At 71.6% G+C, this 14,107-nt stretch carries 11 protein-coding genes; 5 read left to right on the top strand and 6 right to left on the bottom strand.

Annotation, left to right across the window (positions count from 1 at the left end):
• Window positions 1–29 precede the first annotated feature (29 nt).
• A complete protein-coding gene (locus tag IG04_RS0104600) occupies window positions 30–422 on the top strand; it encodes a cupin domain-containing protein (RefSeq protein ID WP_030475254.1) in 393 nt (130 codons plus the stop codon).
• A gap of 199 nt (window positions 423–621) precedes the next feature.
• On the opposite strand, the gene IG04_RS0104595 is transcribed toward IG04_RS0104600, so the two are convergent.
• Window positions 622–2,745 carry a choice-of-anchor P family protein gene (locus IG04_RS0104595; protein ID WP_030475253.1) on the bottom strand — a complete coding sequence of 708 codons (2,124 nt, stop codon included), beginning with the start codon at window positions 2,743–2,745 and terminating at the stop codon, window positions 622–624.
• A gap of 160 nt (window positions 2,746–2,905) precedes the next feature.
• Between IG04_RS0104595 and IG04_RS0104590 the strand changes: the two genes are divergently transcribed.
• The gene (locus tag IG04_RS0104590; protein WP_051768893.1) at window positions 2,906–5,629 is read left to right on the top strand and encodes an AfsR/SARP family transcriptional regulator; all 2,724 of its coding nucleotides are present in this window, start codon (window positions 2,906–2,908) and stop codon (window positions 5,627–5,629) included.
• Window positions 5,630–5,663: 34 nt separating this feature from the next.
• Window positions 5,664–6,353: a hypothetical protein gene (locus IG04_RS0104585; RefSeq protein ID WP_030475251.1), complete on the top strand. Its 690-nt coding sequence runs from the start codon at window positions 5,664–5,666 to the stop codon at window positions 6,351–6,353.
• Here the strand turns inward: IG04_RS0104585 and nikE are convergent.
• From nikE to IG04_RS0104565, 4 genes are read right to left on the bottom strand one after another with little or no spacing between them, the layout of a single operon-like run.
• Window positions 6,314–7,837 carry a nickel ABC transporter ATP-binding protein NikE gene (nikE, locus tag IG04_RS0104580; RefSeq protein ID WP_036013787.1) on the bottom strand — a complete coding sequence of 508 codons (1,524 nt, stop codon included), beginning with the start codon at window positions 7,835–7,837 and terminating at the stop codon, window positions 6,314–6,316. The two genes, IG04_RS0104585 and nikE, sit on opposite strands and share 40 nt — an antisense overlap.
• 5 nt (window positions 7,838–7,842) lie before the next feature.
• Window positions 7,843–8,661, bottom strand: a complete 819-nt coding sequence (locus IG04_RS0104575; RefSeq protein ID WP_051768891.1) for an ABC transporter permease — start codon at window positions 8,659–8,661, stop codon at window positions 7,843–7,845.
• Complete coding sequence (locus tag IG04_RS0104570; protein WP_036013679.1) at window positions 8,658–9,608, bottom strand: ABC transporter permease; 951 nt, start codon at window positions 9,606–9,608, stop codon at window positions 8,658–8,660. Before IG04_RS0104570 ends, IG04_RS0104575 begins: the two co-directional genes overlap by 4 nt.
• Window positions 9,609–11,285: an ABC transporter substrate-binding protein gene (locus IG04_RS0104565; RefSeq protein WP_248782515.1), complete on the bottom strand. Its 1,677-nt coding sequence runs from the start codon at window positions 11,283–11,285 to the stop codon at window positions 9,609–9,611. It abuts the gene before it with no gap.
• 125 nt (window positions 11,286–11,410) lie between these two features.
• Here IG04_RS0104565 and IG04_RS0104560 point away from each other — a divergent pair, with 125 nt between their 5' ends.
• Window positions 11,411–12,238 carry a M55 family metallopeptidase gene (locus IG04_RS0104560; protein ID WP_030475246.1) on the top strand — a complete coding sequence of 276 codons (828 nt, stop codon included), beginning with the start codon at window positions 11,411–11,413 and terminating at the stop codon, window positions 12,236–12,238.
• A 66-nt stretch (window positions 12,239–12,304) separates the two neighbouring features.
• Window positions 12,305–13,591 (top strand): M20/M25/M40 family metallo-hydrolase, encoded by a 1,287-nt coding sequence (locus IG04_RS0104555; RefSeq protein ID WP_030475245.1) that lies wholly within the window; start codon window positions 12,305–12,307, stop codon window positions 13,589–13,591.
• Here IG04_RS0104555 and IG04_RS0104550 read toward each other — a convergent pair.
• Window positions 13,568–14,068 carry a pyridoxamine 5'-phosphate oxidase family protein gene (locus IG04_RS0104550; RefSeq protein WP_030475244.1) on the bottom strand — a complete coding sequence of 167 codons (501 nt, stop codon included), beginning with the start codon at window positions 14,066–14,068 and terminating at the stop codon, window positions 13,568–13,570. The genes IG04_RS0104555 and IG04_RS0104550 overlap by 24 nt on opposite strands.
• Window positions 14,069–14,107: the final 39 nt, after the last annotated feature.

The following is a 14,107-nucleotide window of genomic DNA, read 5'->3' as shown; positions in this document are numbered from 1 at the left end:
GTCGCGCGACAACGGCGAGGCTGGTGCCTGTGAACAGCGAACCCATTGCCCTGGACAAAGCCCTGGCCTCGTTCGACGACCTGTGGAGCCCTCGGATCGTCACGCAGGTCAACGACTACGACGTGCGCGTCACGAAGGTCCGGGGTGAGCACCTCTGGCACGTGCACGACGACACCGACGAGTTCTTCCTGGTGCTCGACGGTGAGCTGCGCATCGCGTTGCGTGAACCTGACGGGGAGCGGACGGTCGTGCTCGCGAAGGGGTCGGTGTTCACCGTGCCGCGCGGGACGTTCCACAAGCCGTCGGCTCCTCACGGCGCGGAGATCCTGCTGTTCGAGCCCACCGGGACCTCGACGGTCGGTGATCGTCACGACGACGTCCCGGCTCATGTCGACGCGACGACGGGACACGCACTGCGCTAGCGGCGCGACCCGGAACGTTGGCGAGGTAATCCACGCTCAGCAGGGCGCCTCGCGGCGCCGCCCCCACGCCCCCATACGGTCCAGTATGAGGACGTGGGGGCGACACCACGATGCACCCGTCTGACCCCGAATTCCCCCGGCAACCTTCCGGGCCACACCGCTGGGAGGAGCTCGGGGCTCCTCCCAGCGGTACAGCGGGTCAGCCCAGGCGGCAGGCCGACAGGATGATCTCCTGGCCGAGCAGCGTGCGGACCCGGACGGCGTTCTGGATCAGCCGGCCGTTCGGTCCGGTCGTGGTCTCGTTGAGGTGCACGGTCGCGACACCGGGGATGCCGACGGTGGCGGGGCCGGTGCCGATGGGCTGGCCGTTGAGCGTGCCCACCTTCGACGAGCCGGTGACGCCGTTCGCGTCACTGACGCACTTGGCCTCGATGGCGTTGAGCTTGATCGCCCCACCGAGCAGTGACGCTCCCTCCACCCGTGCGGATGCCACGGTGCGGCCGGTGTTCGCGTCGAGGGTGCAGTCGGCGTGCAGGGCGTTCACCGACGCCAGGCCCAGGACGTTGACCGAGGCGACGGTCTTGTCCTCGTTGGGCGGGCACTGGGCGTGCGGGGTCTTGGCGATGGTGATCAGGCCGGTCGCGCCCAGTGCCCACGCCTCGCCGCGCAGGTAGACGACGACCTTCACGACCGCGGTGGCGGAGGCGCCATCATCGTCGGTCACCCTCACCAGGACGTTGTGCGCGCCCAGCGCGGTGAACGTGCGTGAGCCGGTGCAGGTGCCGCTACCGGCGCCTTGGGCGACGGCGCCGTTCACGACCGGGGAGCCGTCGTCGAAGTCGAACGTGCAGGTGTGCTTGTCGTTGGTGGCGATGTCGGTGAACGGCGCGGTGAAGTTCACCGTCGTGCCGCGGGTGACGAGCGTGTTGTTCGCGCTCAGCGTGGTCTGCGGGGCGAGGTTGGACAGCGTGAGCGTGGTGGTCGCGGTGACCGGCGGGTTGACGCCGTCGTTCGCGGTCAGCTTGAGCTCCCACACGCCGTCATCGGTGCACTTGACCGTCGTGGTCTGCGCGGCGGCGTTGCCGAACGAGCAGGTCGCGCCCGCGTCCACACCGGACTGCGGGGTCGCGGTCCACGCCGTGGTCAGTGACGGGCCGTCGGGGTCGGTCACCAGGCCGGCCAGTCCGACGCCGGTGCCTTCCTGGCCCGCGTACGGGCCACCGGCCTTGACCACGGGCGGGGCGTTGACCTTGACGGTGACGCATTCGGTCACGTCACCGGCTCCGCCGCCATCGGTGCCGCGCGCGGTGACGCACAGCTTGTGCGTGCCCGCGGTCAGCGCCGGGGTGTCGACGGTGTAGTCGACGTTGGCGGGGCCGTCCTGGGGCAGGGCCGGCGCGATGGAGGTGATCGGGAGGTCCGCGCCCTCGTCGACCTTCAGCGTCAGCTGCGTGAGCTTGGAGGCGATCACGCCGGGCACGACGTCGGGCAGCTGGGAGACGTCCGGGACCTCGGTGCAGGTGCCGCCGGTGGTCTCGGCGATCTTGCGCAACGAGTTCGGGGCGCTCGCCAGGCCGCAGGCGACGCCGTTGGACACGGCGAAGGTGAAGATCTTGATGCCGGCGTCGTTGGCCTGCTGCAGCAGAGCGTCGACGGCACCGGAGCCGGCACCGTCGGAGAGGAAGATCATCAGCTTGCGCTGCTGCGGCGCGGCGGTGGCCGAGGCGAGGCCGGCGGTCAGGCCTTCGGTGTAGTTGGTGCCGCCGCCGACACTGCGGGCGGTGAAGAGCTGGGCGCCGCCGAACTGCACGCCGCCGAGCGCTTCGGAGATGTCGGAGGTGCCGTTGCCGTTGGCGTCGGCGGTGGGCGCGACGACCTTCTGGTCGCCTGCGTCCGGGCTGACGTCCAGCGGTGCGCCCAGCGAGCCGAACACGGCGGCGCCGACGCTGCCGACGACGGTGTTGGGCGCGGCGGCCTTGGTGTTGAGGGACCGGGCGGCGGCGATCTCGCAGTCGAGGATCGTGGCGGGCTGGCCGTCGCCGTTCTGGTCACCGCCGCAGCCCGCGGTGACGCCGGCCTGCGTGGAGCCGGACACGTCGAGCACGTAGGTCAGCGCGGTGTCGACCACCGCGACCCCCGTGCCGATCGAGGCCTGGCCGGTGACGGTGACCGGGCCCGGTACGACGACGGTGTTGTTCGCCGGGCCGGTGATGGTGACCCCGATGCTGGTGCCGCCGGGCAGGTTGCCGGTGGCCGCGTGCGCAGGGATGGCGAGTGCCACGGTGGCCGCTAGTGCGGCGCCGACCGTGATGCTGGGTCTCATGCTTCTCCGCTCGATGGGTTTCGTCCCCGACTGAACGGAAGGAGACCGCACGTGGTCACGCTGATACGCCCGGTCACCGGAACGCATCGATAGTCGACCTATTCAGCGCAGTGCCGGTTCCGGTCTCACCGATCTCCGGACTCGGGAACAATCACCTCCTGTGAGGTTCGGGGTGCTCGGTCCGGTGCTGGTCGACGGCGTGGAGGTCGCGGCGCCGCGGCAGCGTGCGCTGCTGGCGATGCTCGTGTTCGACGCTGGGCGGATCGTGGGGCACGACCAGCTGATTGGCGGCTTGTACGCCGACCCTCCCGCGGGGGCGGCCAACGCCCTGCAGTCGCAGGTGTCGCGGTTGCGCCGCGCGGTGCCGGGGCTGGTGATCGAGCACCACCCGGCGGGCTACCGGCTGGTCGCCGGGCCGTCGGAGGTGGATCACCTGCACTGCGCGGAGCTGCTCGCGGCCGGACGGGCCGCGCAGGCGCTCGCGTTGTGGCGCGGGCCGGCGCTGGCGGACGTCGACGCGCCGTTCGTGCAGGTGGCACGGCAGAACCTGACCGAAGTGCTCATCGGCTGCACGTTGTCCGGTGGTACCACGGCGCAGCTGCGGGACCTGCTGGCGCAGCACCCGTTGCGGGAGGACCTGCGGGCGGCGCTGATGCGGTCGCTGCACCGCGACGGCCGCCAGGGCGAGGCGCTGGAGGTGTTCGCGCAGGGCCGGGAGCTGCTGGCCGGCGAACTCGGCGTCGATCCCTCCCCCGCGCTCGCCGCCGCTCACCTGGAGGTGCTGCGGGCGCAGGCACCGCACCGGGGCGTGCCCGCGCAGCTCACCAGCTTTGTGGGCCGCGACGAGGACCTGCGGCGGGTGTCGAAGTGGCTGCGCGACAACCGGCTCGTCACGCTCATCGGCCCCGGCGGCACCGGCAAGACGCGGCTCGCCGTCGAGGTCGCGCACCGCGAACCGGGCGAGGTGGCGTTCGTCGACCTCAGCGCCACCACCGACGTCGCCCGCGCGCTGCTCGACGGCCTCGGGGTGCGCGAGGCCGGGCTGCTGGCGGCGGGAGCGGTCGGCGTCGAGGACCGGCTGCGCGCCGCGCTGGCGGCACGCGACGTCGTGCTGGTCGTGGACAACTGCGAACACGTCATCGACGACGCCGCCCGCGTGCTCGGCGCCGTCCTCGCCTCGTGCCCGGACGTGCGGGTGCTCGCCACGAGCCGGGAACCGCTCGGCATCACCGGCGAGACCCTGAGCCCCGTGGCCGCGCTGGACGACGACGCGGCGACCCGGCTGTTCCTGGACCGCGCGCAGGCCGTGAAGCCGGGGTTCCACGCCGATCTGGGCGTCGTCGCCGAGGTGTGCCGGCGGCTGGACGGGATCGCACTGGCGATCGAGCTCGCCGCCGCCCGCGTCCGGACCCTGCCGCTGGCCGAGATCGCCGCCCGTCTCGACGACAGGTTCCGGTTGCTGTCCAAGGGCAGCCGCACGGCAGCGCCCCGCCACCGCACGCTGCACGCCGTCGTGGAGTGGAGCTGGGAGCTGCTCACCGACGCCGAACGCGACCTCGCCGCCCGCTTCACCGTGTTCTCCGGCGGCGCGCGCCTCGACGCCGTCACCGCCGTGTGCCAGTCCGAGGTCGACACGCTCACCTCGCTGGCGGACAAGTCACTCGTCGAAGTCGTCGACGACCGCTACCGGATGCTCGACACCATCCGCGCGTTCTGCGCCACCCACGCCCCGGACCTGGCAGAACGGCACGCGCGCTGGTTCCTGGAACAGGCGCAGCGGGCCGAACCGCACCTGCGCGCCCACGACCAGATCGCATGGCTCTCCCGGCTCGCCGCCGACCACGACAACCTCGTCGCCGCCGTCACCTGGGCCACCCGCCACAAGGTGCGCCTCGCCCTGGAACTCGTGGCCGCGCTCGCCACCTACTACTGGTTCCGCGGCCTGCGCACCGAGGCCGCCCAGCAGGCCGAGGCCGTGCTGCACGCGTGCGGCGAGACCCCGCCGCACGGCCACGAACAGGAGTACGCGCTGTGCCTGCTGATCGCCTGGCCCGTCGCCACCGGTGACCAGAGCGCCCGCATCCGCCAGGCCGACGCGCTGATGGACAGGCTCGTCGACCCGCCGCGCTACCCGATCATGACCATGTTGTGGGGCATGGCGCTCGGCGCGCCGCAAGGCGACTCCCAGGTGTGGAACCGCCGCGTACGGCTGCTCGGCGACGACCCGTGGAGCGCCGCGCTCGCGCTGGCCGGCCACGGTCTCGTGGCACGCCTGGCAGGCGACCCGGCGGCGGCCGCCGACCTGCTGGCGCACGCCGCGGCGGCGTTCACGCGGATCGGCGACCGCTGGGGCGCGGCGCTGGCGTTCAACCAGCTCGGCGAGATCGCCCTGACGCGAGGCGACGCCGCGGGCGCCCTGGTCCACATCGAACGGGGCCGCGGCCTGCTCGACGAGCTCGGCGCCACCGAGGACACGGCCGAGGCCGTCATCGGCCGTGCGCAGGCCACCCTGCTCGCCGGCGACGTCGACGGGGCGCGCACCGACTTCCGCCTCGCGCTCACCTTGGCGCGGCGCGCCGGAGCGCTCGTGGTGCAGGCCGGTGCCCACCTCGGGCTGGCCGAGCTCGCCCGCGTCACCGGTGACTACGCGACCGCCCGGCAGGAGTGCGACCAGGCGTGGGAGCGGTGCCCGGGCGGCTGGTACGGGCCGGATCAGATGCGCTGCCACATCGCCGTGGAACGGGGCCGCGTCGCGAAGGCGGCGGGCGATCCCGTGCTGGCCCGCCGGCACTTCGAGGACGCCTTGCGCCGGGCCGTGGGGCAGCGCGACCACGTAACCGAGACCGCCGTGCGCGCGGAACTCGCCGCCCTGCTCGCGACCTGATCCGCCGCCACCACAACCACGCCGGCAACCGGCGGTGCGCGATGAACGTCCACAGGTCGTCCTCGGCCACCTCGTCGGGGTGGCGGCGCAGCACCTGCAGGCACTCCCGCGACACCACCCCGTGGATGCGGGCCACGTGCGCCAGCGCCGTCGCGCCCTGGCGGCGGACCTCGAGGCGGTCGTGGTCCAGCGCGCGGGCCACCCGCCGCGACGCCACCAGCGGGTCCGGATGCGACAGGGCCAGGCCGATGACCGCCACGCCGACCATGTCCTCGCCGCGGTCGAACGCCGCGTCGACCTCCTCCGGGCGGGCGACGCCCATCAGCGCCGAGTAGTCGTGCCAGTTCATGCCCTCGCCGCGCATCGCCCGGTCCAGCAGGAACCGCTGCCTGCCGTCGGAGCGTTCGCCGGTGCGGTCGAAGTCGGCGGCCAGATACCGCCACACGGCCGCGGTGTCGGCACGGCAGGTCGAGGCCAGGATCCGGCACAGCTCCAGCACGTGCTCGCGCTCGCTGGCCTGCGCGAGCTCACCCAGGACACCGGGCGGGCGGCCCAGGTCCTGCCACGCCAGCCGCGCCAGCGCCGGCACCTCGTCGACGGCCACCCAGCCGTCGGCGCCGCCCCGCCCGATCTCGGCTGGCGTCAGCGCGGCCCGGCACCGGGCGTGTTCGAGCGGGATCACGCTCAGACCTGCGGCACCGCGCGCAGCAGGGCGCGCGTGTAGTCGTGAGAGGGGGTGAGGAGGACTTGTTCCACTGAGCCTTGTTCCACGATTTTCCCCTGATGCATCACCGCGACCCGGTCGGCGATCTGCCACGCCAGCCCTAGGTCGTGCGTGATGATCAATGAAGCAAGGCCCAGTTCCCGGCGCAACCGGAGCAGCAGCGCCACGATCTCGCCTCGCACCGAGGCGTCCAGGGACGCGACGGGCTCGTCGGCCACCAGCAGACGGGGCTGCAGCACCAGTGCCCCGGCGATCACCACCCGCTGCTGCTGACCCCCCGACAGCTCGTGCGGCAGAGCCTCGAGGTACAGGCTCGCCGGGCGCAGCTCCGCGCGTTCCACAGCGGCCGTGACCAGGGCTTCCTGCTCATCGGCCAGGCCGTGCACACGCAGTCCCTCGGCGACCGCGTCGAACACCGTGTGCCGCGGGTTGAGCGCGCTGGAAGGATCTTGGAGCACCAGCTGTACCTGGCGCCGGAAGGCCTTGAGCGCCTTGCCCGTGCGAGCCACCTCGGCGCCGTCGAAGATCACCCGACCGGAGGACGGCTTCCGCAGCCCCATTATGGTACGGGCCAGTGTCGTTTTGCCGGATCCGGACTGGCCGACCAGCGCCACGATCTCGCCCCGCCCGATCGTCAGGTCCACCCCGTCGACCGCGCGCGTGCGCCCGTAGTCCACCACCAGATCCCGCACCTGCAGCAACGGCTCCGGCGCCGGGGCGGGCTCGGCCCAGCGGTGCGCCGGATCGCCGATCACCGGGAACGCCGCCGTCAACGCCGCCGTGTGCGGATGGCGCGGGTTCGCGATCACCTCACGGGTGCGGCCCCGTTCGACCACCTCGCCGCGATGCATCACCGCCAGTTCGTCACACGTCTCGGCGAGCACCGACAGGTCGTGGCTGATCATCAGCAACCCGAGGTCCTGCTCGGCGACCAGGCGTTTCATCACCGCCAGCACCTGCGCCTGCACCACCACGTCCAGCGCCGTCGTCGGCTCGTCCGCGATCACCAGCCGCGGCCCGCACGCCAGCGCCATCGCGATCATCACCCGCTGCCGCTGCCCGCCCGAGAGCTCGTGCGGATAGGCCCGTGCCTTCTCCCGCGGCAGCTCCACCTGCTCCAGCAGCTCGGCCACGCCGCCGCGCGTGCCGTGCAGCCGCATCGGCTCGGCGATCTGGTCACCGACGCGGCGCACGGGGTTGAGCGAGTGCATCGCGCCCTGGAACACGATCGACGCCGACGCCCACCGCACCGCCCGCAACCGGCCCCACGACATCGTCCGCACGTCGTCGCCATCGAGCAGGATCTCGCCCTGCACCCGCGCGGCCTTGGGCAGCAGCCGCAGCACCGACATCGCCACCGTCGACTTGCCCGACCCCGACTCGCCCGCCAGCCCGAGCGTCTGGCCCGGCGCGAGCGTCAGGTCCACCTCGCTCACGACGCGTTTCGGTCCGTAGTGGACGGAGAGGTTCTTCAACTCCAGCATCGGATTCACCTCTTCGGCGTCACAACGGCTTCAAGCGCCCGCCCGACGAGCGTGAACGCCAGCACCACGACCACGATCGCCAGCCCCGGCGGCAGCAGGTACCACCACGCCTGCTGCGGCACCGCCCCGTGCAGCTGGGCCTGGTGCAGCATCGCGCCCCACGAGATCCGCGTCGGATCACCCAGCCCCAGAAACGCCAGCGTCGACTCCGCCACGATCGCCGACGCCACCGCCAGCGTCGCGTTGACCAGCACCAGCGGCACCACCGACGGCACCACGTGCCGTGCGATGACGTGGCCGTGGCCGCCGCCGAGCGCCCGTGCGCGTTCCACGAACGGACGGGCCTCGATCGTCAGCGTCTGCGCGCGCACCATCCGTGCCGTCGACGGCCAGCTCGTCAGCCCGATCGCCAGCACGATCGTGCCCAGCCCGCGTGGCAGCACCGTCGACAGCGCGATCGCCAGCACCAGCGCCGGCAGCACCAGGAAGAAGTCCGTGACCCGCAGCAACGCCCCCGCCAGCAGACCGCCGAAATGACCGCTCACGATCCCGACGAGCGTGCCGATCCCGACCGAGAGCACCGCCGCCGTCAGCCCGACGAACAACGACGTGCCCGTGCCCTGCGCCATCAGCAACGCCACCGACCGTCCCGTGTGGTCGGTGCCCAGCCAATGCCCGGCGCCGGGCGCCTGCCACGCGCCGGCCGTCACCCGTGTGACGTCCAGCGACTCCGCGTCGATCAGCAGCGGCGCGACCAACGCCACCAGCGCCGCGACCGCGAGGACCCCGGCACCGGCGAGGCCTGTCCTGTCGAACCTGCTCATACGACCTTCACCCGTGGATCCAGGACCCCGTGCAGCAGGTCGGCCAGCAGGTTCATCACCACGACCGCGCCCGCCGTCACCACCAGCAGCCCCTGCAGCAGGAAGTAGTCCGGCCCGGTCAGCGCGTCGTAGAACAACAGCCCCAGACCCGGCCAGGAGAACACCGTCTCCGTCGTGATCGCCCCGGCCACCACCAGCCCGAACCGCAGGAACACCAGCGTGATCGCCGGCAGCACCGCGTTCGGCACCGCGTGGCGGCGCCGCACCAGGTCATCACGCAGGCCCTTGGCGCGCGCCGTCGTCAGGTAGGGGGCGTGCATCTCCTCCAGCAACGACGACCGCATCACCAGCGCGTACTCCGCGCACACCACCGCGACCAGCGTCACCGACGGCAGCACCAGGTGATGGCCCACATCAAGGGCCTGCGAGACGAAGTCCGGCGCCGTGTCGGTGTCGCGCATGCCCCTCGACGGGAACAGGTCCCCCGTCGCCATCATCAGCAGCATGCCCAGCCAGAACGTCGGCACCGCCCACAACGTCAGCGACACCCCCGTCGTGACCTTGTCGAACAACGAGTCCCGCCGCCACGCCGCCCGCATCCCGAGCCACAACCCCAGCAGCACCGCGATCAGCGTCGCCGTGCCCACCAGCAGCAACGTCGGCCCCAGCCGCTCCCCGATCACCTCGGAGACCGGGCGGCGGAACGTGAACGACGTGCCCAGATCACCCTGCAGCAGCGAGGTGAAGTAGCTCCAGAACTGCTCGTGCAGCGGACGGTCCAGGCCGAACTGCGCACGCAGCTCGGCCTGCATCGCCGCCGTGGTCGGACGACCGCGGGTCATCGAGACCACCGGGTCGCCGGGCACCACCCGGAACAGGAAGAAGCCCAGCACCGCCACCATCAGCAAGCTGAGCGCGGCACCACCGAACCGACCGGCCAGACGCACTTACTCGCGCTCCCCTGCCGTCGCCGCGCGCCGCCGCGCCAGCACCACGAACGCCAGCACCAGCGTCGCGACCGCCGCGCCGCCCAGCGCGAACCCGGTCCAGCCCGTGCCGCCGGCCTGCGCGGCGCGCTGCGCGGGTTCGGCGCCGTAGTAACCCCACATGCCGTTCTGCGCCATGATCACGCCGCCCTGCGCGGGCTGCGTGGTGAACCTCGCGAAGTGGTCGGACCGGTAGCCCTCCAGCGCGTTCTCGTAGGCCAGCACGACGGCGGGCACCTGGTCGTAGAAGCGCGCCTGCATCTGCTTCACGATCTCGACGCGCCGGTCCTCGTCGAACTCCGAGAGCTGCTGGGCGTAGAGCCGGTCGTAGGTCTCGTCGCAGAAGTAGGTGTCGGTCGTACCGCCCTTGCCGTCCGCGCCCGGCCGTTGCGCGCAGGTGTGCAGGCTCAGCACGAAGTCCGGGTCGATGTTCGTCGACCAGCCCGAGAACGCCAGGTCGTAGGTCGCCACGGTGGTGGACTCGTTGAGCTGGTTGTCCGACACCAGCCGCACGTCGAGCGGGACGCCGATGTCGCTCATCGACCGCTTGAGGTACTCGCTGGCCTGCTCGTCGTAGGCCCGTCCCGCACGGCCGATCAGCCGCAGCGGGAACCGGGTGCCGTCGGCCTTGCGCGGATACCCGGCGGCGTCGAGCGCCGCGCCGGCCGCGACCGGGTCGAACGTGCGCGCCTCGGCCCCGGACGGCTTCCAGTGGTACTTGCCGAACACGGGCGGCACGAGGCCGGCGCCCTTCTCCGCGTAGCCGAGGTTCACCCGCGCCACCAGGGCGTCGAGGTCGATGGCCTGCGCGATGGCCCGGCGCACCCGCACGTCGCGCAGCACCGGGCTGCCGTCGCCGATCGGCTCACCGGTGCGGCTCTGCGCGCCGGGGTTGATCAGCAGCTCGGTGAAGCGGCGGCCCATCGCCTTGTTGCGGGTGACACCGGCCTTGCCGGCCAGCGAGTCGAACTGGGCCGGCGCCATCCGGTTGACCAGGTCGATCTCGCCCTTGCCCAGCGCCTGCACCGCGGCGTCGGAGTTCTGGAAGTACACGAAGTGCAGCTCGTCGTACTTCGGCGCGCCACGCCAGTAGGTCCTGTTGGCCTTGAGCTTGATGAACTGCCCCGGCACGTGCTCGGACAGCACGAACGGCCCGGAGCCCACCACCGGCATCCGGTCGTTGGCGAAGTCCTTGATGCTGCCGACCTTCGACCACACGTGCTCGGGCACGATCGGCACGTCCAGCGCCAGCATCGTCACCTGCGGCGTCGTGGTCCTGATGACCACCGTCCGGTCGTCCGGGGCGCTGACCTGGGCGAAGTTGGTGACGAAGCTGCCGTTCGCGGTCCTGGCGACCTCGTCGGTCAGCATCAGGTTGTAGGTGAAGGCGACGTCGCGGGCCGTGATCGGCACGCCGTCGGACCACTTCTTGCCCTCGGGGACCGTGAAGGTCCACGTCAGCCGGTCGGGTGAGGGTTCCCATCTGTTCGCCAGGCCCTCGGTCACCGACTGGTCCGCCGCGGCGTAGGCGGTCAGGTAGTCGTACATCAACCGGCCGATCTCGGTGCTCGACTGGAACACCGCGAGGAACGGGTTCATCGAGTCGATCTGCTGCACGATCGCGACCTTCAGGACCACCGGCTGCTGCGCCGATGCCGGAGGTGCCGAAAGCCCCACTGTCGTTGCTATTGCAAGCAACGCGCACAACTTCACCCGCACGAAAACCCCTCTTCCCCAGCAGCCCACCGCTAACTTACCGAGATGTGCGGATCATGATCTCGGCGGACATGGAAGGCGCAACCGGAGTCACCTGGACCGGGGACGTCCTGCCCGGTACCGAACAGTGGCAACGGTTCCGGCGCCTGTTCACGGCGGACGTCAACGCCTGCGTCACGGGCCTCGTCGCGGGCGGAGCGGAGCAGGTGATCGTCAACGAGGCGCATTCCTCGCAACGCAACCTCCTGCTCGAAGACCTCCACGCCTCGGCGCGCCTGCTCACCGGCCGGCACAAACCGTTGTCGATGATGCAAGGTATCGACTCCGATGTGGACGGAGTGGTCTTTCTCGGCTACCACACCGCCGCGGGCACCCGCGGCGTGCTCGCGCACACCTACCTGGAGAACTCGATCACCGGCGTGTGGCTCGACGGCGTGCTCGCCTCCGAAGGCCGCCTCAACGCCGCCCTGGCCGCCGAATACGGCGTTCCCGTGCTGCTCGTGACCGGTGACGACCTCACCTGCTCCGATGCCGCGTCCTATGCGGGCTCCGCCTGGACCGTGGCCGTCAAGGAATGCGTGTCGCGGTACGCGGCCGTGTGCCTGCCACCGGCAGTGACTTCTTCACAGATCACAGATGCGGCCACCTCGGCGATGGCCGGCGCAGGGCGTTCGGGCGGGGTCGTGGCACCGCATCGCATCGAGGTCGAGTTCGACGCCTCGCACCTGGCCGACGCCGCCGCGGTCGTGCCCACCGTGGAGCTGACCGGGGTGCGCCGCGTCGGGTTCGACGCCACGTCGATGACCGAGGCGATGAAGGCGTTCAAGGTCGTCACCCACGTCGCCGCCGGGGCGATCGAGGGCATCTACGGCTGACCACGGCGACGGCTCGGCACAGGGCCGTCACAATTCCACCCGACGGCGCCGGATACGGTGGCATTCATGCCGCTGGACGTCGCGCAGGTGTGCGCGCAGCTCATCCGCTTCGACACCACCAACCGCGGTGGCGGCGACTCCGCCGGCGAGCGGGAGGCCGCCGAGCACGTCGCGGCCCTGCTGCAGGACAACGGCGTGCAGCCGATGCTGCTCGAACCGGCTCCGCGGCGCACCAACGTCCTCGCGCGCATCGCGGGCACCGACCCGTCGCTGCCCGCCCTGCTGGTCCAGTCGCACCTCGACGTCGTGCCCGCCGACCCGGCCGAGTGGAGCTTCGACCCGTTCGCCGGCGAGATCCGCGACGGGTTCGTGCACGGGAGGGGCGCGGTCGACATGAAGGACATGGCCGCGATGACGCTGGCCGTGATCAACCGCTGGCACACCGAGGGCCGCCGCCCACGCCGTGACATCGTGCTGGCGTTCGTGGCCGACGAGGAAGACCAAGGCGCCTACGGGGCACATTGGCTCGTGGAGCACCACGCCGCCTACTTCGCGGGGGTGCAGGCGGCCATCAGCGAGTCCGGCGCGTTCTCCTACGACGTCGACGGCGTACGGCTGTACCCGATCGGCACCGCCGAGCGCGGCACGTCGCACATGAAGCTCACCGCCACCGGCCGCGCCGGGCACGGGTCACGGCGCAACGACCAGAACGCGGTGACGGCACTGGCCACCACCCTGGCGCGGATCGCGGCGCACCAGCACCCCGTCCGGCTCACCCCGACCGTCGAGGCGTTCCTCGTCGGCGCCGGCAAGGCACTGGGCGTGGAGGTCGATCTCGACGACGTCGACGCGACGCTGGCCCGGCTCGGCCCCGCCGCGAAACTGGCCGAGAACACCGTGCGCTGCTCGACGACACCGACGATGCTGCAGGCCGGCTACAAGGTCAACGTCATCCCCGGCACCGCCACCGCGCAGCTCGACGTGCGCACGTTGCCCGGCACCGTCGACGAGCTCGTCGCCACCATCGACTCGCTGCTGCCGCCTGGCGTGACCCGGGAGTTCCTCGAGCACCAGCCGCCCGTCGAGGCCCCCGTCGACACGCCCTGGTTCACCGCGATGGCCGACGCCCTGCGCGACGAGGACCCCGCCGCGGCCGTCGTGCCGTACTGCCTGGGCGGCGGCACCGACGCCAAGGCGTTCAGCCGGCTGGGCATCCACTGCTACGGCTTCTCGCCACTGCGGCTGCCCGTGGACTTCGACTACCGGGCGATGGCGCACGGCGTCGACGAACGCGTACCCGTCGCGGGCCTGGAGTTCGGTGTACGCGTCCTAGACCGCTTCCTGTCGAGCTGACCGCCGCTCGACCAGCTCCTGCACCGCGCTGGGCAGCGTCGTCTCGAAGTCGATCAGCTTCGCCCACGTCGGTGTCACCACGATCCGCACCATGCCGTCGTAGAGCGAACGGACCTCGCGCTCCCACTCGACCCGCTGCTCCGCGGTCATCTCGTAGGTGCCGTTCATCTGCAGGTACTCGTCCGGGATGCCGTCGACCTCGTCCAGCTCGACCGTGCCGCGGATCAGCAGGATCTTCGGCGGGTGCACCTCGGTGTCGATCGTCAGCGCCACCACCGGGTTGGCCCGCAGCGCGTGCAGCTTCGGCGCGTTCTTCGAGGTGCACAGCACGATCTGCGCGCCGTTCCAGGCGTGCGCGATCGGCACCGCACGCGGCGTGCCGTCCTTCGCCACGTACGCCATCCTGAGCATGTCGCGGTGCAGCAGCTCCTTGCTGTACGGACGGTTCAGGACCTCGGTGATCTCGCTCTGCGTCATCGTCGTCATGCCCCAGGGACGGAGCCGTGGCGGCGTTCT

The organism is Lentzea albidocapillata, assembly GCF_000719115.1.
In the GTDB taxonomy this organism is placed as follows: domain Bacteria; phylum Actinomycetota; class Actinomycetes; order Mycobacteriales; family Pseudonocardiaceae; genus Lentzea; species Lentzea albidocapillata.
Note: the sequence above shows the minus strand (reverse complement) of the source record. Positions and strands in the feature narration are given on the sequence as shown.